This is a genomic window from Sphingomonas sp. CFBP 8765 (assembly GCF_014841445.1).
GTDB lineage: Bacteria > Pseudomonadota > Alphaproteobacteria > Sphingomonadales > Sphingomonadaceae > Sphingomonas > Sphingomonas aerolata.
Genome location: NZ_JACYTY010000005.1, coordinates 33,680 through 56,101 on the forward strand (window position 1 = coordinate 33,680; position 22,422 = coordinate 56,101).

The 22,422-nt window shown below is 64.7% G+C and carries 29 protein-coding genes and 1 tRNA gene; 16 read left to right on the forward strand and 14 right to left on the reverse strand.

The window, feature by feature from the left end:
• Positions 1-18 precede the first annotated feature (18 nt).
• Complete coding sequence (locus IFT87_RS13460) at positions 19-801, forward strand: hypothetical protein (protein WP_192008891.1); 783 nt, start codon at positions 19-21, stop codon at positions 799-801.
• A gap of 416 nt (positions 802-1,217) precedes the next feature.
• Here the strand turns inward: IFT87_RS13460 and IFT87_RS13465 are convergent.
• The 6 genes from IFT87_RS13465 to IFT87_RS21035 all read right to left on the reverse strand — a co-directional run bounded on the left by IFT87_RS13465 (position 1,218) and on the right by IFT87_RS21035 (position 3,035).
• Positions 1,218-1,290, reverse strand: a tRNA-Gly gene (locus IFT87_RS13465).
• A 100-nt stretch (positions 1,291-1,390) separates the two neighbouring features.
• Complete coding sequence (locus IFT87_RS13470) at positions 1,391-1,963, reverse strand: hypothetical protein (RefSeq protein WP_192008893.1); 573 nt, start codon at positions 1,961-1,963, stop codon at positions 1,391-1,393.
• A gap of 51 nt (positions 1,964-2,014) precedes the next feature.
• Positions 2,015-2,227 (reverse strand): hypothetical protein, encoded by a 213-nt coding sequence (locus IFT87_RS13475; RefSeq protein WP_206757229.1) that lies wholly within the window; start codon positions 2,225-2,227, stop codon positions 2,015-2,017.
• Complete coding sequence (locus IFT87_RS13480) at positions 2,227-2,505, reverse strand: hypothetical protein (RefSeq protein WP_192008897.1); 279 nt, start codon at positions 2,503-2,505, stop codon at positions 2,227-2,229. The genes IFT87_RS13475 and IFT87_RS13480 overlap by 1 nt, the downstream gene beginning before the upstream one ends.
• Positions 2,502-2,852 (reverse strand): hypothetical protein, encoded by a 351-nt coding sequence (locus IFT87_RS13485; protein WP_192008898.1) that lies wholly within the window; start codon positions 2,850-2,852, stop codon positions 2,502-2,504. The genes IFT87_RS13480 and IFT87_RS13485 overlap by 4 nt, the downstream gene beginning before the upstream one ends.
• On the reverse strand, positions 2,853-3,035 hold the full coding sequence (locus IFT87_RS21035; protein WP_446740632.1) for a hypothetical protein: 183 nt from the start codon (positions 3,033-3,035) through the stop codon (positions 2,853-2,855).
• On the opposite strand from IFT87_RS21035, the gene IFT87_RS20880 reads away from it, so the two are divergent.
• The 6 genes from IFT87_RS20880 (at position 2,964) to IFT87_RS13510 (ending at position 5,985) form a co-directional block, all read left to right on the forward strand.
• A complete protein-coding gene (locus tag IFT87_RS20880; RefSeq protein ID WP_192008899.1) occupies positions 2,964-3,767 on the forward strand; it encodes a S24 family peptidase in 804 nt (267 codons plus the stop codon). The two genes, IFT87_RS21035 and IFT87_RS20880, sit on opposite strands and share 72 nt — an antisense overlap.
• A gap of 584 nt (positions 3,768-4,351) precedes the next feature.
• Entirely contained in the window at positions 4,352-4,720 is a 369-nt protein-coding gene (locus tag IFT87_RS13495; protein ID WP_249403356.1) for a DUF968 domain-containing protein, read from the forward strand.
• Positions 4,717-5,178, forward strand: a complete 462-nt coding sequence (locus tag IFT87_RS13500) for a hypothetical protein (RefSeq protein ID WP_192008901.1) — start codon at positions 4,717-4,719, stop codon at positions 5,176-5,178. Before IFT87_RS13495 ends, IFT87_RS13500 begins: the two co-directional genes overlap by 4 nt.
• The gene (locus IFT87_RS13505; RefSeq protein ID WP_192008903.1) at positions 5,175-5,600 is read left to right on the forward strand and encodes a hypothetical protein; all 426 of its coding nucleotides are present in this window, start codon (positions 5,175-5,177) and stop codon (positions 5,598-5,600) included. The genes IFT87_RS13500 and IFT87_RS13505 overlap by 4 nt, the downstream gene beginning before the upstream one ends.
• On the forward strand, positions 5,597-5,731 hold the full coding sequence (locus tag IFT87_RS20735) for a hypothetical protein (protein ID WP_274602543.1): 135 nt from the start codon (positions 5,597-5,599) through the stop codon (positions 5,729-5,731). Before IFT87_RS13505 ends, IFT87_RS20735 begins: the two co-directional genes overlap by 4 nt.
• Positions 5,728-5,985 carry a hypothetical protein gene (locus IFT87_RS13510; protein WP_192008905.1) on the forward strand — a complete coding sequence of 86 codons (258 nt, stop codon included), beginning with the start codon at positions 5,728-5,730 and terminating at the stop codon, positions 5,983-5,985. Before IFT87_RS20735 ends, IFT87_RS13510 begins: the two co-directional genes overlap by 4 nt.
• Before the next feature lie 235 nt (positions 5,986-6,220).
• On the opposite strand, the gene IFT87_RS13515 is transcribed toward IFT87_RS13510, so the two are convergent.
• Positions 6,221-6,442 (reverse strand): hypothetical protein, encoded by a 222-nt coding sequence (locus IFT87_RS13515; RefSeq protein WP_146163707.1) that lies wholly within the window; start codon positions 6,440-6,442, stop codon positions 6,221-6,223.
• Positions 6,443-6,693: 251 nt separating this feature from the next.
• On the opposite strand from IFT87_RS13515, the gene IFT87_RS13520 reads away from it, so the two are divergent.
• Together IFT87_RS13520 and IFT87_RS13525 are read left to right on the forward strand one after the other, a co-directional pair.
• Positions 6,694-6,924: a hypothetical protein gene (locus IFT87_RS13520; RefSeq protein WP_146163708.1), complete on the forward strand. Its 231-nt coding sequence runs from the start codon at positions 6,694-6,696 to the stop codon at positions 6,922-6,924.
• Complete coding sequence (locus IFT87_RS13525; RefSeq protein ID WP_192008906.1) at positions 6,914-7,918, forward strand: tyrosine-type recombinase/integrase; 1,005 nt, start codon at positions 6,914-6,916, stop codon at positions 7,916-7,918. Before IFT87_RS13520 ends, IFT87_RS13525 begins: the two co-directional genes overlap by 11 nt.
• 55 nt (positions 7,919-7,973) lie before the next feature.
• On the opposite strand, the gene IFT87_RS13530 is transcribed toward IFT87_RS13525, so the two are convergent.
• The 5 genes from IFT87_RS13530 to IFT87_RS13550 form a co-directional block, all read right to left on the reverse strand.
• Entirely contained in the window at positions 7,974-9,236 is a 1,263-nt protein-coding gene (locus tag IFT87_RS13530; protein ID WP_192008908.1) for an N-succinylarginine dihydrolase, read from the reverse strand.
• Complete coding sequence (locus IFT87_RS13535) at positions 9,236-10,279, reverse strand: arginine N-succinyltransferase (RefSeq protein WP_031441203.1); 1,044 nt, start codon at positions 10,277-10,279, stop codon at positions 9,236-9,238. The genes IFT87_RS13530 and IFT87_RS13535 overlap by 1 nt, the downstream gene beginning before the upstream one ends.
• A 10-nt stretch (positions 10,280-10,289) precedes the next feature.
• Entirely contained in the window at positions 10,290-11,495 is a 1,206-nt protein-coding gene (locus IFT87_RS13540; protein WP_031441204.1) for a hydrolase, read from the reverse strand.
• 38 nt (positions 11,496-11,533) lie between these two features.
• Positions 11,534-12,367, reverse strand: coding sequence for a DUF481 domain-containing protein (locus IFT87_RS13545; RefSeq protein ID WP_031396548.1), 834 nt, complete (start codon positions 12,365-12,367; stop codon positions 11,534-11,536).
• A gap of 164 nt (positions 12,368-12,531) precedes the next feature.
• The gene (locus tag IFT87_RS13550) at positions 12,532-13,026 is read right to left on the reverse strand and encodes an RNA pyrophosphohydrolase (protein ID WP_192008910.1); all 495 of its coding nucleotides are present in this window, start codon (positions 13,024-13,026) and stop codon (positions 12,532-12,534) included.
• Between the two features lie 215 nt (positions 13,027-13,241).
• On the opposite strand from IFT87_RS13550, the gene IFT87_RS13555 reads away from it, so the two are divergent.
• The 3 genes from IFT87_RS13555 to IFT87_RS13565 are packed head-to-tail and all read left to right on the forward strand — an operon-like array spanning position 13,242 to position 16,850.
• Positions 13,242-14,171 carry a histone deacetylase family protein gene (locus IFT87_RS13555; RefSeq protein ID WP_192008915.1) on the forward strand — a complete coding sequence of 310 codons (930 nt, stop codon included), beginning with the start codon at positions 13,242-13,244 and terminating at the stop codon, positions 14,169-14,171.
• Between the two features lie 9 nt (positions 14,172-14,180).
• Positions 14,181-15,545: a cryptochrome/photolyase family protein gene (locus IFT87_RS13560; protein ID WP_192008917.1), complete on the forward strand. Its 1,365-nt coding sequence runs from the start codon at positions 14,181-14,183 to the stop codon at positions 15,543-15,545.
• A gap of 57 nt (positions 15,546-15,602) precedes the next feature.
• Positions 15,603-16,850: an SAM-dependent methyltransferase gene (locus tag IFT87_RS13565; RefSeq protein WP_081874338.1), complete on the forward strand. Its 1,248-nt coding sequence runs from the start codon at positions 15,603-15,605 to the stop codon at positions 16,848-16,850.
• 25 nt (positions 16,851-16,875) lie between these two features.
• Here the strand turns inward: IFT87_RS13565 and IFT87_RS13570 are convergent, their stop codons facing one another.
• Both IFT87_RS13570 and purF read right to left on the reverse strand, forming a co-directional pair.
• Positions 16,876-17,586, reverse strand: a complete 711-nt coding sequence (locus tag IFT87_RS13570) for an SDR family NAD(P)-dependent oxidoreductase (RefSeq protein ID WP_192008919.1) — start codon at positions 17,584-17,586, stop codon at positions 16,876-16,878.
• A 16-nt stretch (positions 17,587-17,602) separates the two neighbouring features.
• Positions 17,603-19,060, reverse strand: coding sequence for an amidophosphoribosyltransferase (purF, locus tag IFT87_RS13575; protein WP_037527979.1), 1,458 nt, complete (start codon positions 19,058-19,060; stop codon positions 17,603-17,605).
• Positions 19,061-19,193: 133 nt separating this feature from the next.
• Here purF and hisI point away from each other — a divergent pair, with 133 nt between their 5' ends.
• The 4 genes from hisI to IFT87_RS13595 are packed head-to-tail and all read left to right on the forward strand — an operon-like array spanning position 19,194 to position 22,347.
• On the forward strand, positions 19,194-19,556 hold the full coding sequence (hisI, locus tag IFT87_RS13580) for a phosphoribosyl-AMP cyclohydrolase (protein WP_031396541.1): 363 nt from the start codon (positions 19,194-19,196) through the stop codon (positions 19,554-19,556).
• On the forward strand, positions 19,553-20,056 hold the full coding sequence (locus tag IFT87_RS13585; RefSeq protein WP_236559005.1) for a hypothetical protein: 504 nt from the start codon (positions 19,553-19,555) through the stop codon (positions 20,054-20,056). Before hisI ends, IFT87_RS13585 begins: the two co-directional genes overlap by 4 nt.
• A gap of 32 nt (positions 20,057-20,088) precedes the next feature.
• A complete protein-coding gene (locus IFT87_RS13590; protein WP_031396539.1) occupies positions 20,089-20,541 on the forward strand; it encodes a MerR family transcriptional regulator in 453 nt (150 codons plus the stop codon).
• Between the two features lie 3 nt (positions 20,542-20,544).
• Positions 20,545-22,347, forward strand: coding sequence for an acyl-CoA dehydrogenase C-terminal domain-containing protein (locus tag IFT87_RS13595; protein WP_192008921.1), 1,803 nt, complete (start codon positions 20,545-20,547; stop codon positions 22,345-22,347).
• Positions 22,348-22,422: the final 75 nt, after the last annotated feature.

Genomic DNA, 22,422 nt, shown 5'->3' on the forward strand with positions numbered 1-22,422 from the left:
GACAGGAGGATACTTGCGATGGCAAAGCTACCTACGGGCCGATTTCCATTCATCAGTTTGTCGAAGTCGTTGGATCGCGCGCAAGCGATCTTCGAGAATGATAAGGCGGGTAAAGGTCTTAAGATCCCAGTGGCTTTCAGCGCTTGGGAATATTCCGAAAAAAGCAGCGGAGGCTTCCAAACCATCGCTGCTCTCAAAGGCTACGGTTTGTTGAACGATGAAGGGGCCAACGATGACCGTTCTATCAAACTTACCCCTAAAGCTAGGACGTATTTCCAGAGCGAGTTGGATGAGCAAAAGGCCGGCCTCGCCGCAGATTTTGCCAAAAGCCCTCCATTGTTCTGCCATCTGCTCGATCATTGGGACGGCGACGAGGTCGCAGACCCTGTGGCGCGTACCTATCTAAAAACCGAGATCGGGTTGAACGAACAGTCAGCGCGAGCCGCGCTGGGCATATATAAGGACAACCTGAGATTCCTTTTTCCTAAGGGATCCGCTAAGGTCCCTGACGAACAGCCAGATCAGGGTGGATCGGGCGAGCAGGAACAGGTCGCTACAGTGCAAGCATCGACATTTCCCAATCAGTCATCGCCGATCGCGCAGAGCGCACCGGTAGCCAGCGCGGCACCGACCTCACCGGGTCCTTCGTTTAATCTTAACCGGACGGACGAAGGGTACGTCATTTATCTTGGGGGTTCCGTCGCAACGAAGGGTCATGCCGAAGAAGTCATTGCGATGCTGACGCAACTGAAAGGCATGCTTCCCGATACGCCTCATAAAACGGCGCAGGTGCCTGACTAAAGAAGAAAGCCCGGCCTAACAGGCCGGGCTTTCTTCTTTGGGACCCACATATTCGTAAGTCGGGAAAGTAGTGCTGTTCCAAGTATCCATTCTGTAGCCGCATACATCGCAATCAAAATAGTCTGAATCTCGCATGGGAACACGCGTGACCGTTCGCCGGTAGCGGGATCCGCATTTTTCGCAGCTGACCAGACCTTGGTCTTCAGTCTTCCATGTCGAGACCATATTTATTCCCTATCTCTTTTCTCGAACCGCTGAAAACCACTGCTTAGGCTTGTACTGCGTCTCAATCATCTTCTTAGCTTGGTGTATGTCGCTAGCCGGCACCGACACAATGATCGGGAAAACGCTACCTGCTACCGTGACCTTGGCTTCGAACGTCTTTTGTATCATTGCGGTAAGCCCTCTACTGCGACGGCGCCGGGCGGGACTCGAACCCGCGACCCCCCGAATGGTAATCGGGCGCTCTATCCAGCTGAGCTACCAGCGGTCGCCTACCCTTCCGGGTATGCGCCAACCTCGACGGATTTCCACTAGAGGTCAAGAGGATCAGGCTCGTGTATATGACCCTTAGCCGTAAAGGCATTGTTCAACAAAGCCGCTCTTTCATTGATATGATGTCGGCAACGAACTGAACGGTGACACGCGCCGTTGCCACTTGGTCATTGCGACAATCGGTTAAAGCTGACCCGGCGAAGCCAGCAGTCTCATCAAAGCGGCAGACGTTTTCGAAAACGGCCCAATACTTGGCCGGGATATAGCTTTTGATGCGCTTCAAGTCGTCTAGGGCTTCATGCTCCGCCCATCCGTTACCCTGTCCAGCGCCGGGGATGCGCGTCAGGTCCATGACAAGGGCCTTGCCCCCCAGCCGCGCCCACAGCGTTTCGCAATGATCGATCGCCGCGATCTGGCTGTCAGAAAGCAGATTGGCAGCTTTCCACCGTGCGACGGGCGTTCCGCCTCGATTGATCAACGTACGCTCGGTCACAACCCGTCCCGCGTCGCGTAATGGCACGTCAACAATTCGGTGCATCCCACGCGCCACTTGAATTGCAGGCGCGCCGATCGCCTCGCCCTTAGCCGTCACCGCCTCAGCCATGCGCTGTTCCGCCGTCTTGAACTGCCGCTTGATCTTTGTGCTGGTCTTCGTTGCCCGCCCCATCGTCTCAACCCTCGCTCTTATAGTTATGTGTCATGCCTTCGCACTTGGTCTTCATGCGGAGGTGCCGGGAGTGGCGGCGGGCTCGGGCATGTCAGCCATCTTATCCAGCACGCCGAAGATCGCGGTCTTCATGGCCTCGGAACCGCGGTGGTATCCGTACTCAGAACCAACGCCGTAAGAGACGATCGCAACGATGAAGGGCGAGAACGCGAACTTCACCACGCCCCAAGCTATCCGTCCGGCGCTACCCATTATCTCTTTCATCATCGTTCTCCTGAAGGTGCGCGCAGGCCGCGCGATGGATCGATGCCGTGCTCGACGAGCATCCTGCGCAAGCGCGAGACCTCGGGAAGGCGCGGGACACTCAGGTCGCTGGTGACGCCAGCGCGGGTCGCCTGGTCGATCGCGCAGGGACCGCACCGGACATGCTCGCCATAGTCGAAGCACATATCCGGCGAGGGACAGATGCCCTCGACGTCATCCTTCCACAGCATGCGGCCGGGGTCGGTCATTGTCCGACGATTGCGCTCGGCTTCGATCATGCTGCCAGCTGCTCGTCAGGCTGCCGGCTGATTCCGAGCGCGTCGTCGACCTCGGCCTGCGTCATGAAGCCAGCCTTGAGGCCCATGTTTCGGATGTCCGGCGACATCTTGCGGATCTGCTCGGCGGTGAATGGTTCGTCTGCGCCTGCCCCGGATAGTGCTGGGGCAGGCGGGTTCAGCGCCCGATCGATGTCGGCAGCATGGCGACGGAAGGCAGCGAGTGCCGCGTGGCGCTCGGCAAGGATCTCGGCGGCGATGGCGCGCACCTCGGTCTCGATCTCGCCAATGAACCGGAATGGACGGTGGATCGCGCGCTTCGTCGCAGTGAGCGAAACCATGAGCAGCACCTACGCCGCCGCCTGCATAGACGCCTTCCGCGGGTGCTCCGCAGGCGTCACACCGATTGAGAATGCGTCAAAGTCGAACGCCAGCTTCTCACTCCGCGCTACGAGCCCTAAGTGAGACAGGCGCGATTGCGGGATGCCGTTGCGACGCCAGCTATGGACGGTCGAGATCGGAAGCCCAGCGATACGAGCGGTCGCGCTCGTGCCACCGAAAGCATCGATCAGCTTAGAAGCGGGAGTATCCATGACCAGAAACATGCGACAGTCGCAAGAAAACTGCAAGTGCTAAATTGCGATGACCGCATTTGCGTTCGTCGCAAGCTATCGCATGACGAGAGGGTGGATAGAGAAGAGATCAAAGCGCGCATGAAGGTGCGCAAGATGCGTCAGGTCGACCTCGCAAATGCGCTAGGCCTCGATCCCGACAAGGTGTCAAAGTCGCTAGCGCGTAACGGCGTTCGGACGTTCACGCCTGACGAGATGGTGATTATCCGCCAGTTGCTGAAGCAGGATGGTGACCTGCCGACCATAACGGACTTTCGGCCGATCCCGATCATAGGCCAAGTCCAGGCAGGAAACTGGAGCGAGGCAGTCCAGCGGCCGATCGGCACGCTGCCCAGCCCCGAAACCAACATGCCTATGCGCGTGTTCGGCCTCGAAGTCGTGGGAGACTCGATGGACCAATATGCCGAGGAGGGTGCCACCGTCCTGGTCAATCCTGACGACAAGGCGCTCTTTCCCGGCCGTTTCTATGTCGTGCTCAATGCGATGGGCGAGACGACGTTCAAGCAATATCGTGAAAACCCGTCCCGCCTGGTGCCATGCTCGGACAATGCCGCGCACAAGGAAATTACGCTTGGCGGCTCCGAGACGTTTCTCATTGTCGGCAGGGTGATCTGGCGTGCCGCCCGTATGTGATTATGCGTCGTCATAATCAGCCCAGTCACTTCGCCGATCGATCCCGCCCGGCACCACGAGATAGAAGCACCGATCATCCTCGAATGTCCCGAGGCCCATTTCAACGAGATCCTCTCGGACGTGCCGGAGCGTTTCCCGCCATGGTCCACACGGCTTGTTGAATGACGTCGCTCGGTACCAATGCATCATACGCCGATCGCCCACGATTCGCTTTCTCCTTCCGAAAATACTGGAACGTAACGGGAACATGGGCAATCCCGCTTCGTGCATAATTGCGATGATCGCAATTTATGCGTTGACTTAGAATTGCGACAGTCGCATGTTTATTCCGTCAGCAGGCATTGAGCCCGCCTATGGGAGATCGACGTGGCCGATCAGGCTTCCACAGATTGGATCGAGTGCGATGGGGCAGGGTGCCCTGTCTCGGATCTTGCGCGCGTCCACGTGCAGTTCCGGTTCGATCGCGACCGCCACACAGCGGAGCTAACGAACCCCGCCATCGGCGTTCCGGCGCATGTCTACAGTGACTGCTGGATCCATCAGGGGGCCAAGTCTGACATCGTGGCTTGCCGGGTGGTCGCGTAATGGCGCTGCCCCGCAAGATCCCGAAGAAGGCTAAGCGCGCCAGTCGCTGGGTCTCGCTGCGCCATCGGACATTCGTGGCCTCGTATGCGTGCTGCAAGTGCGGCTCGATGAAGTCCGTCGAAGCAGCCCACGTCCGCATCGGGTCGGGCGCGGGCGGTGGTCAGAAGCCGGATGACTGGCGCACTGTAAGCCTCTGCTTCGCCTGTCACAGGGGGCCGCGCGCTGACGCGCAGCACACCATGGGCGAGCGGTCGTTCTGGGCTGGCATCGATTACGAGCGCCTTATCGCCGAGTTTGTTCAGGCGAGCCCGCTGCGCCGTGAGATCCTGACCGCGCAGGCCGAGCGTGCGCTGGGCGTCGCAGCATGACCGGCCCGACCATGACCTGCGATCCCGATCTCGATTCCGCGATCACCGAGTTTCGCTATGTCGCGCAGCGCCTGCGCACGCTCGACCAGCAGATGCTGACCGCCGCGGTCGACCGCTACAAGCACTTTGCCGCGATCAAGCACGAGCGGGCCGAGCTGTGGGCAAACCTGCGGGGCAAGGCTGAGAAGCTGCAGCTTGTGCCCGAGGACCACCACCTTGGCGCCCGCGCGCTGCTGCTGGTCACCGAGGTTGTGTGGATCCTTCATGCCCGCACGCGCCGCAAGCCAACCCCGGCGATGATCAAGGCGATGGTGCGCGACATGGGCGAGCTCGCAGAGCGCGAACGCGTCGAAGCCGAGGCCGACAAGGTCGAGACGGAATTTCGAATGCGGACTCTCGCTGTCCGCGTCTCGGCCGCCGAGGCCGTCACCCGCTACATCGAATTGAGCGCAGCATGACCTATGCCCCACGCCCGCGCCCCATGGGTGAGATCCTCGGCCGCCAGCCGGCGCGGATCCTCGTCACCCCGTCGAAGACGCCCAGCGCCTGGTATGGTGCGATCCGCGGCGCGGTGAAGACCGGCTTCGGTGATCACAGCATCACCGGAGGCGCGCGGTTCACCGCACAGCAGAACGAGGCCCTGATCAGCCGCGGCATGGATATCCTTACCGCGGAAGCTATGACGGTGCAGCGCAACGCGGGCGACCATGAGATCTGCAACGGCACCGGGCTCCCCGGGGTCTACCAGTTCGAGTGCCCGGTGCTGTCGCGCCGCGCCGATGGCCGGGTCCGCGTCATCGCCCCCAGCGGTGCCGAGAAGCTCGTCGAGGGCGACGGCTGGACCAGTCCGCGCCGCTCGCGCCGCAGGATCACGTCGTGAGCTACCTCGACCCGGCTGGCGCGGCCACGCGCGCACCTCTTCCCCCAATCCCCGATCTGATGGGCGTCGTCTCCGCGGCGACCCTGATCGACCTGATGATCGCCATCCTCACCCTCGGAGATCGCCCGTGAACTGGACCAACATCATGCACGGTGCCGGCTGGATGAGCCTCTTGGCCATCGCCATCATCGCAGGCGTCATCTTCTTCGAAGACGTCTACCGTCGCTGGCCCCAAATCATGACCGTCCTGCGCGGCAACGATCGGCCCGGCTTCGTGCCCCTCTCCCCGACTGCCTCGGTCCGTCCCCTCCAGACGTCCGTTCCCTTGTTACGCGCTGTCGAGGCTGGCGCGCAGCCAACCAATCTGGCCGCCCACCATGGCTGATGAAGCCGACATGGCGAACGGCGTGGCCCAAGCCGCGTTCGACCGCAGCATCCGCGCCGCGCGCTTCCCGATCCCGATCGGCGTCGCCGGTCGGAGCCAAGAATGTGGCGAGCGGGCAGCACACACTGGCAGCGGGGGCCCGAATCACGACGAACGTACCGCGAAGTCTGTTGCAGGCCGCCGTACCGTCACGCCGTTTCGACAAAATCGCGGCATGATACTGCGGCGGAGATACTCAGCCCGGAATGCCCCAGTTGGCGTCCTCGTTAGCGGCCTTAGCTGTTCGAACCAGATGCTCGACGTAATTTTGGAAAACCGGAACTGTAAACGTGACGAGCGTCGGTTCGCCCTGCGGCTCCTTGAACGTCAGGACGACAAACCGGCTGCCTTCCTCGTCAAGTACGAGTCCGGCCTCCATCGCACCAGTGCCGCTGGGAGTGATGATCGTCGCTGCCATGGTAGTGCCTCTCTGGTCGTCCAAGGAGCGGCCCTAGCGCAGCTGAACCGCCGCGTCAGTGTCCGTCGAGCGTCACGCTATGGCCGCGGTCGTTTGCGAAGCGCCGCCACGTCTCGCGCAGCTGACAAGGCGCGCTTATCGCCTTGGAGGGCGGGTCTCGTCGATGTCGTCCTCAAACCCTCGCAACTGGGTCCCGCAACCGCTGGTCTCGCCGTGAAAGCCCACCGCACAGATCAGGAAGGACAGAACCGATGAGCGCAGCACCATATTGGCCGCGAATGCTCAAGCGGGCGAACGCCGCGAAATACTGCGAGCTCACGCCGCAGCAGTTCGACGCGGAGGTGTTCGCCGGCCGGCTACCGGGGTCGGTCGCGATGTCGGGCGGGCCGCGTTGGGATCGCGCCGCACTCGACGCGAGCCTCGACGAGATGTCGGGTGGGGTTAACGACTGGCGGAAGGATCAGCCGGGCCTTGCCGCATGACCTGCCCAAATATGTGAAGCGGGTTCGGTCGAAGGGCCGCGAGTACCTGTATTTCGACACCGGCAAAGTGGTCGATGGCAAGCGGCTGATGACGCGCCTGCCGCCGCTGCGGTCAATGGAGTTCGGGGGCAGCTACGCGGCGCTGATGGGCCACCGCAACCGGAAGACGATGGCGATCCTCGTCACGGTCCCGGTTCTCGTCGACATGTACCAGCGCGGGGCCGCCTACGGCGCGTTGGCACCGTCGTCGCGCAAGCTGTACGACATCTACCTTCGCCGCCTCGAACGCGCGCTGCCGACCGCCCCGGTCAACGGGATCACCCGCGGCGACATGCGGACGGTGCTGGACAAGATGGCCGCAACGCCGGGCGCGGCAAACGCATTTCTGAGGACGAGCGGCGCGCTGTTCGCCTGGGCTGTCGATCGCGAACACATAGCAAAGAACCCGTGCGATGGAATCGTGATGATGGAGGGGGGCGAGCACGAGCCTTGGCCGCAGCATGTGCTGCGCGCCGTGCTTGCGGCCGAAGATCCCACCGTCCGGCTGCTCGCGCATCTGCTCTACTACACTGCGCAGCGCCTCGGCGACGTGCTCAGAATGACCTGGTCGGATGTTGCCACCGACCGCGTCGAGGTCCGCCAAGACAAGACGAAGAAGCGGCTGAGCATCCCGCTCCATAGCGCGCTGAGCGCGGAGCTTGCGAAGCACGAGCGGGTTGAGGGCGCGATATGCCGGACGCCGCGCGGCGCACCGCTGCGGGACGACAATGCCCGCAAGATTCTGAAGGCTTTCTCGGCCGCCGCCGGCGCGCCCAGCGTGCCGCACGGCTTGCGGAAGAACGCCGTGATCGCGCTGCTCGAGGCCGGGTGCTCAACCGCGGAGACCGCATCGGTCAGCGGCCAATCGCTACAGATGGTCGAGCATTACGCCCGACAGCGCAACCAATCGACGCTCGCCGATGCCGCCCTTGCGCGGTGGGAGAGCAAACCGTGAACGTACAAACAGTGGAAAACTCTGCTCGCGACTCGCGCAATTCCGCCAACTCGGGTTATTTGTCAATTAACCCGACAAGATCGAGGGCCTCGAGCAAGGCACGATGCGCGGCCTCGATCCGAGCGACGAGCGCCGCGTCGCCGATCGCATTCGCGTCGATCGTCTCGGGCCAATGCTCGGTGATGAGGCCGGCGATACGGTCGAGGCTGGCGTGATCGACGAGGAAGCGGGGATCAACCGTCCGGGGGTCGGCGACGACGCGCAGGCGCAGGCAGGCGGGGCCGCCGCCATTGGCCATCGATTCGCGGACGTCGACGATTTCAAGCGCGCGGATCGATCCGTTGCCCGCGACATGCTCGCCCAGCCAGCGCCAGACCGGTGCGTTGCTCCGCGCTTCCTCGGGCAGGATCAGCGTCATGCCCGCGGCGCGCGAGACGAGCTGCGCGTTGAACAGATAGGAGCTGACTGCATCTTCGAGGCTGACGCGGGCGCTGGGCACCTCGACGATCTCGACCGAGGGCATCAGCCGTCGCAAATCCTCATAGAAGCGGTCAGCGTCGGCAAAGGCCTGCTCATGCGTGAACAGCACGGTTTCGTTGGCGACGGCGACCACGTCGTTGTGGAACGCGCCTGCCGCGATCGCCGCATCCGACTGGCGCACGAAAAGGGTCCGCGCGGGGTCGAGCCCGTGCCGGCGCGCGATCGCCTCGCTGGCCTCGCGGTGCTGGCGCGCGGGAAATGGGCCGCCGGCTTCGCCATAGACGAAGATCTCGACGCCCGGTGCGCCGTGGGCTTCGCACAGTCGCATGTGGTTGGCCGCGCCCTCGTCGCCGAACGGTAGCGGGACGGGCGGGTGTACCGCGAAGGCCGGGTTGGCGAAGGCGATACGCAGCTGTGCGAGCGTCGCGGGCCATTCGTGGCTGCGGTGCGGCATCGTGCCGAGGTTCGCGACGCTCAGGTGGCAGCGCCCGTCCGCGGTATCAGGGGCGGGCGATACGGTCGCGGCATTGGCCGCCCACATCGCCGAGGCCGACATCGCCTGCGCCTGCAGATGCATGGGTGCGTCCGCATACCGGGTCGCGAGCGCATCGAGCCAGCGATGATCGGGGCGGGGGTGGGGGAGGAGGATCCCCTGCACCAGCCCGAGGTCGAGGTTCGCGCGCATCTTCGCGATCCCCTGCAGCGCGGCGGCGCGGGGCCGTGCGACAGCACCCGCATTACGGGTCGCGGCCAGGTTGCCTGGGCTCAGCCCTGCGTAATTGTGACTGGGACCGATCAGGCCGTCGAAGTTGATCTCGACCAGGTTGGCGCCGCGCATCAGAGGCGCGCCACGTGGAGGACGGATGCGCCTTCGCTGACGTCCAGCGCCGCTGCGCAGCCTCGCGAGAGGGCGATGCCATCGGCCACCGGGCGGATATCGCCGAACGCACACCGGAAATCCGCCAGCGTACCCGTCGCGACCAGCGCTTCGGTCGTGACGTCGCTGGCGGGCAGGGTGTCCGCGATCGTCACGACCTGGGCCGTGCGCGCATCCGCGATCGACCGGACCTTGTCGGTGCGCGCGGTCATCGTCGGCCCGCCGTCGAAGATGTCGACATAATTCTCGAATGCGAACCCCTCATTCTCGAGCATCCGCATCGCCGCCCGGCCGGAGGGGTGTGGCAAGCCGATCGCGGCACGCGCGGTCTCGGACAGCATCGCGGTGTAGATCGGATGCTTCGGCATCAGATCGGCGATGAACTGATGCCCATTGATCGCATTGAACTGATCGGCGTCCTGGAAATTCATCCCGAAGAACCGCCCCGCCAGACCGTCCCAGAACGGCGAACCACCCGCCTCGTCGATGATCCCGCGAAGCTCGGCCAGGATCCGGTCGGCGAATCGGGCGCGATGCGCCTTGATGAAGAGATAGCGGCTGCGCGCGAGCAGCAGGCCCAGCCCGCCGGCCCGCTCGCCCGGATGCAGAAACAGCCCGCCGACCTCGCTCGACCCCTCGAGATCGGTGGCGAGGCTCAGCATGTCGGCGCGGAAGGTTCGCGAGAGCTCGCGGCTGTGCTGCGTCAGCGTGCCGATCCGGTAGCTGTAGAAGGGCCAGCTCTGACCGACATGCGTGAACAGCTGACACGTGCCGCGGACTTCCCCCGTCTCGCAATTCTCGAGGACAAGGACGAACAGTTCGTCGCTGACCACGCCGTCTTCGGCGGGCGCGGTCCGGGCGAAAGCGGCGTGGCTGCGTTCGAGCTTGGCGCGCAGCGCGCGGCGATCGGGGGGCAGGTTGGTAAAGCCCCCACCGGTCAGCTTGGCCATCTCGTACAAGGGCTGGAGGTCGCTATCGACCGCCGCGCGGATCCGGAAACTCACAGATGCGTCCTCATAAGCCGTTCTCGCAGATTCGCAGGATGGTGACCGCGGACAGCGCCGCCCGCTCGGTCAGACTCTCGGGGATCATGAATTCGTCCGGCGAATGGATCGCGCCGCCGCGGACCCCCATGGTGTCGACGACCGGCACGCCCGCGGCCGCGATGTTGTTGCCGTCGCACACGCCCCCGGTCGCTTTCCAGGCGATGTCCAGGCCCAGGTCCGCGCCGCTCGCCTTGACCAGCGCGAACAAGTGCGCGGCCCCCGTATCGATCGGCTTGGGCGGACGATTGAAGCCGCCATGGACCGCAATCTGGACGTCATGCTCGGCCGCCACCGTCGCGACGACGGCGTCGATATGCGCGCGGGCCTGGGTGATGTCCTCGCGCGTCGCCGGGCGGAAGTTGATGCGAAGAACGGCGACGTCGGGAACGACGTTGTTGGGTCCGCCGCCATCGATCCTTGCGGGATTGACGGACAGCCCGGGCCTGCGGACCTTTGACAGCTGGACCGCGATATCGGCGGCCGCGACCAGCGCGTTGCGGCCCTCTTCAGGATTGCGGCCGGCGTGCGCGCTCCGGCCGCGGACGGTGATCGAGAAATTACCCGTGCCACCGCGTGCGCCGGCCAGCGTGCCGTCAGCAAGCGCCGGCTCGTAGGTCAGCGCTGCAATCTTCCCTTGCGCCGCGCGAGCGAGCAGGGCGGCAGACGAGAAGGAGCCGGTCTCCTCGTCCGAGTTGATCACCACGTCATACCCGATCCGCCGACCCAGCGGGCTGGCCTCGATCGTCTTGAGCGCGGCCAGCATCACGGCCAGCCCGCCCTTCATGTCGGCGACGCCGGGTCCGTTGATCGTGCCATCCGGCAGATTCCGCAATGTCTGGAACATGTGGTCGTGCGGATAGACCGTGTCCATGTGACCGGTGAACAGCATCCGCATCGCGGCATCCGGGCGAACGCGAAGATGGAGATGCCGACCGTGGTCCAGCGGGTTTACGGTGCCATCGGTCGCGACGCTATCGGCCGGTTCGGGCTCGACAAGTGTGATATCGCCGGGAAGACACGAAAACGCGTCGGCGAGCAGCCCCGCCATCGTCGCCAGCCCCTCCAGGTTGCGCGTGCCGCTGTTGACCGCGGCCCAGCTTTCCACCTGCTGCAGCATCGCGGCCGCATCAAGCCTGGCGACCGCGCCTGTTTCGTCGTGCGAAAGTCCTCTCATCCCCCGACCCTAGCCTCGCGCGGCGCGGGGGGGAACCGTCAGAAGCTGTAAACCAGCGCGGCGCGGCTGGTCGTGTCGGTCGTCATCGATCCCGCCGGCGGTTCGCTTTCATATTGAACGGCATAGGACAGCGAAGCCGATAGCGGACCGATCAGTTTCGCGGTCAGCGAAGTGGTTCCACCAAGCGTGCTGTTGAACCGCTGGACATAGGCGGATGCGACTTGGGTGACCGACAGGCCGTTGGTGATCCGCCAGCTGAAGTTCAGCGTCCCGCGTCCGGCGATCGCGCTCTGGTTCGTGTCGTCGGTGAACTCGGTGTTCCGATATGCCGGCCCCAATTCGAGATCGAGCTTGGTCCGTGCCGATTTGAGCACGCTGTACCCGCCGCCGACCGAGACCGAATAGCGGTTATTATAGCCGAGGAACCGATCCCCTTCATACTGCGCCGCGCCATAGATATAGGCGCGGTCATCGATCTTGTAGTTGGGTTCGTAGGAGGCGAGATAATGCTCTCGCACGGCGACATTCTGATTTTCCTGGTAATCCGCCTGGGCGTGGAATTTCTGCCGCCAGCGCAGGCCTTCGCGGGTCAGGTCGACAACCGCAGTACCGCCGGCCGTGTCCGAATTGCCGGTCGTGAGATAGCCGCCCACTTCGGCGCGGCCGCTCCAGAGGTCGAGGAAGCTGGCCTGACGGATGACCTGTGTGCGTTGGGCGGCGCGATCGGCCTTCCACTTTTCCGCGATTGCCAGAACCGCGTCGCCGCTGAGCGGGTCGGCCGCGCGGGCATATTTGACGATTGTCGAGACATCGCTCTCGTTACCCGCATCGAGTGCAGCATCGAGCATCGCGCGGATATTTTCCGGGATCATCACGGTCTGGGCGATGGCGGCCGCGGGGGCCAATGCCGTCACCAGGAGGCCGGCGAAAAGCGGGAGACGGAAACAGCGCATAATCGGGTCAAAATCGCGACAGGAGGAGGGGCTGGATCGGCACACAGCGTTCCGTAGCGTCACCACGCCGCGTTGGGAACGGTTCAGCGCGGTCCGCTTGCGCCGAGATGTGGCGCGAAGGCGGCCAGCACCTCCTCGTAGAGGCGTTTCTTGAACGGAACGATCACTGCGGGGAGTTCGGCGGGGTCGATCCAGCGCCAGGCATCGAATTCCGCATGTTCCGTGTCGATCGCGATATCCACGTCATCGCCGTGGAAGCGGTAGAGGAACCAGCGCTGCCGCTGGCCGCGCCAACGGCCCTTCCAGACCTTGCCCAGAAGTTCGGGGGGAAGATCGTAGACGAACTCGCCCGGGGCCTGCGCGATCAGCGTGACCTTGTCGGGTGAAACGCCGGTTTCCTCGCCCAGTTCGCGAAGGGCCGCGGCCTCAGGGTCCTCGCGGGGGTCGATCCCGCCCTGCGGCATCTGCCACGCGTCGAGCGTCGAGTCGCTGCGGCGGCCCACGAACACCCGGCCCGCTCCGTTGATCAGCATGATGCCCGCGCAGGGACGATAGGGCAGGGTGGTCGGATCGGTCATCCCTGCCCATTCGGGTGTTTCCTGACCGTCTGCAAGCCCGAAGGCGGTCGAGCCGCGCCACGCGATCATGCATCCTCCGAAAGGACTCCGCGTTGAGCGAAGGACATGGTGGTCGCGTATGATAGGAGCAGGGGGATGAGGCGGACCTTGGTGAAGTGGCGGGGTTTGTCCGCGCCGTCGACGATCGGCGCGGATCAATCGTGCGGTCGGTCGCGATGATCCATGTTGTCCACCATCCCGATTATGTGACCCCGGCGCCCGCCCGGTCGACCTATCGCTGGAACAAGAACGGGCTCATCCGCGATCTGCTGCGCGCGCATGGCAGCGCGGTGGCCTGGCACGAGCCGCGCGCGACGCCGCGTGAATGGCTCGAGGCGGTCCATGAGCCGGACTATGTCGCCGAGGTTCTCGAAGCCCGCGTGCCGCCCTTGAAGGAACGCAGGATCGGCTTTCCGGTCAGCGCCCCCGTTGCCCGCCGCGCCGCGATCGTTCCCGACGGCACCTGGGTCGCCGCGGTGCTCGCGCTGCGCCACGGCTTTGCCGCCAATACCGCGGGCGGCAGTCATCATGCGCTCGCCGATACGGGCGCGGGCTACTGCGTGTTCAACGATCTCGCCGTCGCTGCGGTCCGGCTGGTCGAGGAGGGCAGCGTCGAGCGGGTCCTGGTGGTCGATTGCGACGTCCATCAGGGCGATGGCACCGCCGCGCTGCTCGCGGGCCGGCCGGGAACCGCCACCTATTCGATCCATGCGGACAAGAACTTTCCGGTGCGAAAAGCGCAGTCGACGCTCGACGTACCGCTGCCTGACGGCGTCGACGATGACCAGTATCTGGCGACGCTGGAAGAGACGCTGGTCCCGCTGCTCGATTCCTTTGGCGCCGACCTGATCCTGTATCAGGCGGGGGTGGATCCCTTTGCAGGAGACCGGCTCGGCCGGCTGTCGCTGACGCTCGACGGACTGGTACGACGCGAACGCCTGATCGCGCGGCTGGCGATCGCGCGTGGCATCCCGCTGGCGAGCACCGTCGGCGGCGGCTATGGCGACGATGCGCTCGCCATTGCCGAGCGCCATGTCACTGCGATCATGACACTTGGTGCGGCATTCGAGGATGCCAAGGGAACCGCAATGGCCTCCAAAGTGTAGCAGCAGGCGATGACAACACCCGTACTTCTCTGGCTTCGCCAGGACCTTCGCCTGCATGACCACCCGGCGCTCGTCGCCGCCACGCAGGAAGGGCCGGTGATCCCCGTCTATATCCTCGACGACGACGCGCCCGGCGACTGGGCAATCGGCGGTGCCCAGCGCTGGTGGCTCCATCACAGCCTCGAGGCGTTCGCCAAGTCGCTCGACAAGAAGGGCTCCCGCCTCATCCTGCGGCGGGGCGATGCGGTTGCGACGCTGCAGTCGCTGATGACGGAGACGGGCGCGGAGCGGGTGTTCGCGACACGCCAGTATGAGCCATGGTGGCGCAAGGCCGAGGATGCGCTCGGCGACGCGATCTGCCTCCATGATGGCAACCAGCTGGCTCGGGTCGAGAGCGTCACGACCGGAGCAGGCGGGCAGTTCCGTGTCTATTCGTCGTTCTGGAAAGCATTGTCGCAGATGATGCCGCCACCGGAACCGGTGGCGATGCCGCGCAAGATCGATGCGCCGGAGACGTGGCCGGAATCGGACGCGGTGGAGAGCTGGAAGCTGTTGCCGACCAAGCCCGACTGGTCGGGTGGCTTTTCCAACTGGCGCCCCGGTGAGGACGCCGCGCGGAAGGCGGTGGCGCGGTTCGCGGACGTCGCCGACGATTACGACCACGACCGCAACATACCCTCGACCGAGGGGACGTCCCGGCTGTCCCCGCATCTTCATTTCGGCGAGATCAGTCCTCGCCAGGTCTGGCATGCCGTCTCGGGACACGGCGACGGCGTCACGACGTTCCGCAAGGAAGTGGCGTGGCGTGATTTCACGCAGGGCGTGGTGCTGGCGCTCCCCGATTATGCCCGCCGCAACGGAAGGCCGGCGTTCGATGCGTTGCCATGGCGCACCGGCAAGGCGGCGGCGTCCGATCTGAAAGCGTGGCAGACCGGTCGGACAGGCTATCCGATCGTCGATGCAGGGATGCGACAGCTCTGGGCGACGGGCTGGATGCACAATCGCGTCCGGATGATCACCGCGAGCTTCCTCGTCAAACATCTGCTGCTCGACTGGCGCGAGGGCGAACGCTGGTTCTGGGATTGCCTGGTCGATGCGGACTACGGCAATAATTCAGTCAACTGGCAATGGGTCGCGGGCACGGGGGTCGATTCGAACATGTTCGGCCGGATCATGGCGCCGCTGTCGCAATCGGAAAAATTCGATGCGGGCGACTATATCCGACAATGGGTGCCGGAACTCGCCAAGGTTACGGGCGACGCGATCCACGACCCGGACGAGTCCGGGTGTCGGCCGCGCGACTATCCGGCCAAGATCATCGGTCACCGCGAGGCACGCGAGCGCGCGCTCGAGGCGGGGCGGCACGCGCGCTGACGCCTTTTGGCACGCGCCTCTTTCCTAGGTCGCGACGCTGTTGCATGGAGCGCCGCGATGACCGCCGCCCACGCCTTTGACGATGCCGCTACAGGGCGCGCAACCAGTGCAGCACGCCTGACCGCGCCGATATTCCACCGCCTGCTCGACCGGATCGATGCAGGACTCGAGAGCGGCGGTATTGAGGCAAGCTTGCCCGACGGCACCCGCCGTTTGCTGGGAGGGCGTGCACCCGGGCCGATGCCGATCGTCACCGTCCATCGCTGGCGGGCATTGGTAAGGCTGGCAACGGCCGGATCGGTCGGCTGGTATGAAGGCTGGACCGCGGGCGACTGGTCCAGTCCCGATCCGGTCCCGCTGTTCGACCTGTTCATGCGCAACCGGATATCGCTCGGCAGGACGGCGCGATCGGGCGGGGTTGCGCGACTCTCGGCCCGCGCTTGGCACTGGATGCGACGCAACCACCGCACGGGATCACGGCGCAACATCGCCGCGCACTATGATCTCGGCAACGACTTCTACGAGACGTGGCTCGATCCCAGCCTGACCTATTCGAGCGCGCTGTTCGCGGAGCCGATTAGCGAGGCCGAACCGCTCGAGCATGCCCAGACGACGAAGCTCCAGGCGATTCTGGACAGGACGGGTACGCAGCCCGGCGATCGCATCCTCGAGATCGGCTGCGGCTGGGGGTCCTTCGCAGCCCTCGCCGCGCAGTCCGGTGTCGACGTGCATGGCCTCACCCTGTCGACCGAGCAGAAGCGACAGGTCGACGCGCGGATGGCCGAGGCAGGGCTGACGGGGGTGACCGTCTCGCTGACCGATTACCGCGACGTCGTCGGAACCTATGACGCGGTGGCCAGTATCGAAATGGTCGAGGCGGTGGGTGAGGCCTATTGGCCGGCCTATCTCGACGCGGTCGCACGGGCGCTGAAACCCGGCGGCCGTGCCGCGCTTCAATATATCACGATCGACGATGCGATCTTCGACGCCTATTCGACAAGCGTCGACTTCATCCAGCGCTACGTGTTTCCCGGCGGCATGCTGCTGTCCGAGCCGCGGTTCCGCGCTCTGGCGGAGGCGCGCGGGTTGACGTGGGAGGATCAACGAAGCTTCGGGCTGCACTATGCCGAGACATGCCGGCGTTGGCGGATCGCGTTCGACGCCGCTGTTGCGCAGGGGCGCCTGCCGGCACGGCTCGACGCGAAGTTCATTGCGCTGTGGCGCTATTACCTGATGTATTGCGAGGGCGGGTTTCGCGGTGGCGGGATCGACGTCGCGCAGGTAACGCTGGTGAAGCGACGCTGATCGTCCGCCCCGCAAGGGGAAGGATTTAGGCGACGCGCTCGAAATGGCCGGGTTCAAACCCTTCGACAGCCAGCGCGACGATGCGGTCCGCAACGACCTGCGGATCCTTGACCGAATTCGGATCCTCGCCCGGATAGGCGCGCGCGCGCATCTTGGTGCGGGTAGCGCCGGGATCGACGATCGCGGTGCGTATGCCGCTGATCTCGGCCATCTCGTCCCCATAAGCGCCGAGCAGCGTCTCGAACGCCGCCTTCGAGGCACCGTAGAGCCCCCAATAAGCGCGCGGCTTGCGACCGACGCTCGACGTGACGCCGATCACGCGCGCCGACTTCGCCCTCTTCAGCATCGGATCGAACGCGGCGATCATCGCCGCCTGCGCGCTGACGTTGAGCGTGAGGACCTGCGCCATTTCCTTCGGATCGATCGCCGGGACCGACGACAGCGATCCCAGCATGCCCGCATTCAACACGAGGATGTCGAGCGCATCCCAGCGATCACCGACCGCACTCGCGAGCCGGCCGATCGCCTCGCTCTCGGCGAGGTCGAGCGGCGCGATCGTCGCGGAGCCGCCGGCGTCATGGATCGCTGTCTCGACCTCTTCGAGGCCGCCCGGCGTGCGCGCGGTCAAAACCACGTGCGCGCCCTTTGCAGCGAGCGCGATCGCGGTGGCGGCGCCGATGCCGCGGCTTGCACCGGTGACCAGCGCAAGCCGGCCTTCGAGAGGCTTGTCGGTCATTCTAGCTCCAAGACTCTCAGATGACGCGTTCGGCGAGCATCGCGAACTGATCGACCTCGGCGCCCTCGTCATGATCGGTCAGCGTGGTCGGGTAATCGCCGGTGAAGCAGGCATCGCAATATTTCGGTCGGATATCCGCGCGCTTGGCCTCACCGAGCGCCTTGTACAGCCCGTCGATCGAGATGAAGTTGAGGCTGTCGGCGTGGATGAAGCCGGTCATGCCGCCCAGATCGAGCTTGGCCGCGAGCAGCTTGGCGCGCTCCGGCGTGTCGACGCCGTAGAAGCAGGAGTGGCGGGTCGGCGGGCTGGCGATGCGCATATGGACTTCGGCCGCGCCCGCCTCGCGCATCATCTGCACGATCTTGAGCGAGGTCGTGCCGCGGACGATCGAATCGTCGACGAGGATGACGCGCTTGCCCTTGATCAGCGCACGGTTGGCGTTGTGCTTCAGCTTCACGCCGAGATGGCGGACCTTGTCGCCCGGCGAGATGAAGGTGCGACCGACATAATGCGAGCGAATGATTCCGAGCTCGAACGGAATCCCCGATTGCTGCGCATAGCCGATCGCCGCGGGGGTGCCCGAATCTGGGACCGGGATGACGAGATCGGCATCGACCGGCGATTCGATCGCGAGCTGCGCCCCGATCGCTTTCCGCACCGAATAGACCGAATGGTCGTCGACGATCGAGTCGGGGCGCGAGAAATAGACCCATTCGAAGATGCACGGCCGCGCCGCCATCGGCGCGAACGGGCGGATCGAGCGGATCTCGGACCCCTGGACGATCACGAGTTCGCCCGGCTCGACCGCGCGGACGAAGGTCGCGCCAACGACGTCGAGCGCGACGGTTTCGGACGCAAAGATCACTGCGTCGCCAAGCTTGCCCATGACCAGCGGCCGGATGCCCAGCGGATCGCGGCAGGCGATCATGCCCTCGGGCGTCATTACGATGAGCGAATAGGCACCCTCGACCTGCTTTAGCGCATCGATGAAGCGATCGAGCAGCGTGCGATAGTTCGACGTCGCGACGAGATGGATGATCGTCTCGGTATCGCTGGTCGACTGGAAGATCGAGCCACGACGCACGAGCTCGCGACGCAGCCGCATTGCGTTAGAGATATTGCCGTTATGCGCGATCGCGAAACCGCCCGTCGACAGCTCGGCGTACAGCGGCTGCACGTTGCGGAGCGCGGTCTCGCCGGTCGTCGAGTAGCGGACGTGCCCGCAGGCCACCGTGCCCGGCAGCGCGCGAATCACGTCGTCGCGATCGAAGTTCCCGGCGACATGCCCCATCGCGCGGTGCGTATGGAAATGGGCGCCGTCGAACGTCGTTATGCCGGCGGCTTCCTGGCCGCGATGCTGCAGCGCATGGAGGCCCAGGGCGACAAGCGCCGCCGCGCCGTCGGTGGCCGAGACGCCAAACACCCCGCATTCTTCACGGAGTTTGTCGTCATCATAAGGGTTTGTGGTCAGCATGCCGGGTCTCACGTCGTGCGGAGCATGCCCTATAGTCGCGGTTCACACGTTTGTCGCCTCCTTGTAATAACATTGCGCAATGGGTTTGATCTCTCGCGTCGCTTCGCGCCCGCTTTCTGGTATGTCCCCGGGCATGACACACAGCCGCGACACGGGCCTGACGCTCGATCCGAAGTTCGACTCCTCCGGCCTGCTGACGGCGGTCGTCACCGATCGCGTGTCGGGCGATGTCTTGATGGTGGCGCACATGAATGCCGACGCGCTGGCGCAGACCCAGGCGACCGGAGAGGCGCATTTCTGGTCGCGGAGCCGGCAAGCCTTGTGGCGCAAGGGGGAGACGTCGGGCAATGTGCTGCGCGTCGCCGAACTCCGGATCGACTGCGACCAGGACGCGATATGGGTGATCGCCGATGCCGCGGGCCCGGCCTGTCACACCGGCGAACGTACCTGTTTTTTCCGGCGTATAGAGGGTGATGGCCTGGTGACCGCCGAATGAGCCACTGGCGTGGCGGGCTCATGCTCCTGCTGTCGCTGCTGGCCGGATGCGACGGTGCGTCGACCAGCATCACCAATACCGAGAGCACGCCCGGTTCGCGGCTCGAGTCGGCGGCGCGGAGCGCGGGTATCGTTGGTGATCCCGGTGCCGCGCTTCAGGGCTCCTGGGCGCGCGATACCGACCGGATCTGCATCATTGGGACCGAGCGGGTCAGCCGGATCGGCGTCAGCGTCGATTATGGCGAAGCTCAGAGCTGCGCGGCATCGGGGACCGTCGAGCGCTCCGGCGAGCGGCTGCAGATGACGTTCGGCAAATGCGCATTCGATGCGCGGTTCGACGGGGATCGCATCACATTCCCCGCCGACATGCCCGAAGCGTGCGAAGCGCTGTGTGCGGGACGAGCCTCGCTTGCCGCGGTGACGGTCGATCGGTTGAGCGAGTCGCGGTCCGAGGCGGCCACGCTGCGCTCGAAGGCGGGCAAATTTCTATGCCGAGATTGACGTTGACGTAAACGAGAGCTAAATGTTCCGGCATGGCGACCAGAGCATCCCCGGCAGAACGGGCATCTCCCGAATCCTATGCGGTGATCGAACCGCGGCATGATCGCGACCATTTCACGATATCGGATCTGTCGAGCGAGTTCGACGTGACCGCACGCGCGCTTCGCTTCTACGAAGACGAAGGGCTGATCGCGCCCGAGCGACGGGGCACGCAGCGTATCTACTCGCACCGCGACCGCGCACGGCTCGCATGGATCCTGCGCGGCAAGCGTGTCGGCTTCAGCCTCGGCGAGATCCGCGAGATGATCGACCTTTACGACGTCGGCGACGGGCGTCGTGCGCAGCGTCAGGTCGTGATCGAGCGCAGCCAGTCGCGGATCGCGCTGCTGACCGCGCAGAAGCGGGATATCGACGCCGCCATCGACGAACTTACCAATTTCGTGGCCCTTCTCGAAGTCGGCCGCGCCAACGACCAGCAAGGATAGACCATGCCCCAATATACGCCCCCCGTCCGCGACACGCGCTTCGTCCTCGAACAGGTCGTCGGCCTCGACCGCTACAGCAACCTGCCGGGCTTCGACGCGGCTTCCCCCGACGTCGTCGACGCGGTGCTGGAAGAGGGCGGAAAATTCGTCGCAGAAGTCCTGTTCCCGCTCAACCTGTCGGGTGATCAGCAGGGCTGCACCCGCCACGAGGACGGATCGGTCACGACGCCCGACGGCTTCAAGGAGGCGTACAAGCAGTATGTCGAGAGCGGCTGGGCGACGCTTGGCAACCAGCCCGAATATGGCGGGCAGGGGATGCCGCACGTCGTCTCGACCGCGTTCCAGGAATACATGATCTCGTCGAACATGGCGTTCGCGATGTACCCCGGCCTGACGCATGGCGCGATCGCCGCGCTGGTCGCCAAGGGATCGGACGCGCAGAAGGCGATGTACGTGCCGAAGATGGTGTCGGGCGAATGGGGCGGGACGATGAACCTGACCGAGCCGCAGTGCGGCACCGATCTGGGCCTGATCCGCACCAAGGCCGAGCCGCAGGCGGACGGCTCCTATGCTATCACCGGCACGAAGATCTTCATCTCGAGCGGCGAGCATGACCTGACGGAGAACATTATCCACCTCGTCCTCGCCAAGACGCCGGGCGCGCCCGACAGTTCGAAGGGTATCTCGCTGTTTGTCGTGCCGAAGTTCCTCGTCAACGAAGACGGTTCGCTCGGCGATCGCAACGGCGTCACCTGCGGGTCGATCGAGCACAAGATGGGGATCCACGCCAACTCGACCTGCGTGATGAACTATGACTCGGCGACCGGCTGGCTCGTCGGCGAGGAGATGAAGGGCCTCGCCGCGATGTTCATCATGATGAACGCGGCGCGTTTGGGCGTCGGCCTTCAGGGGCTGGGCGTGGCCGAGGTCGCGTATCAGAATGCGGTGCAATATGCGCAGGACCGTCGCCAGGGACGCGCGCTGACCGGGCCGAAGGAGCCGCAGGAAAAGGCGGATTCGCTGTTCGTCCATCCCGACGTGCGCCGCATGCTGATGGAGGGCAAGGCGATGACCGAGGGGTTGCGCGCGTTGATCCTGTGGACCGCGCTGCAGGGCGATCTCGAGCATAACGCCGCGACCGAGGAAGAGCGTCAGCTGGCGGGCGACATGATCAGCCTGCTGACCCCGGTCATCAAGGGCTATGGCACCGACAAGGGCTATGAGATCGCCACCAACGCGCAGCAGGTCTATGGCGGTCATGGCTACATCGCAGAATGGGGCATGGAGCAATATGTGCGCGATGCGCGGATCGCGATGATCTACGAAGGCACCAACGGCGTGCAGGCGATGGATCTGGTCGGTCGCAAGCTGGCGCAGAACGGCGGTCGCGGGATCCAGGCGTTCTTCAAGCTGGTCGCGGACGACGTTGCGCCGGCCAAAAGCGATCCGGCGACGGCGGCATTTGCCGAGGCGCTGGAAAAGGCGAACGGCCAGCTTCAGGCGGCGACAATGTGGTTCATGGCGAACGGCATGAAGAACCCTGAGAATGTCGGCGCCGGTGCGGTCAGCTACATGCATCTGATGGGGATCGTCGCGGTCGGCGCGATGTGGCTGCGGATGGCGGTTGCCGCCACCAAGCTGAAGGCGGCCGGTGAGGGCGAGGCGGCGTTCCTCGACGCCAAGCTGATCACCGCGCGTTTCTATGCCGAGCGGATCCTGCCCGACGCGGGCGCGCTGCGTCGCAAGATCGAGGGTGGCGCGGAGTCGCTGATGGCGTTGCCGCCGGAGATGTTCATGGCGGCGTGATCGCCATCCTCCAGACGTGAAGGGCGCGGGCATCGGGATATCCTCCCGCGGCCCGCGCCCTTTTTTTGTCCATGT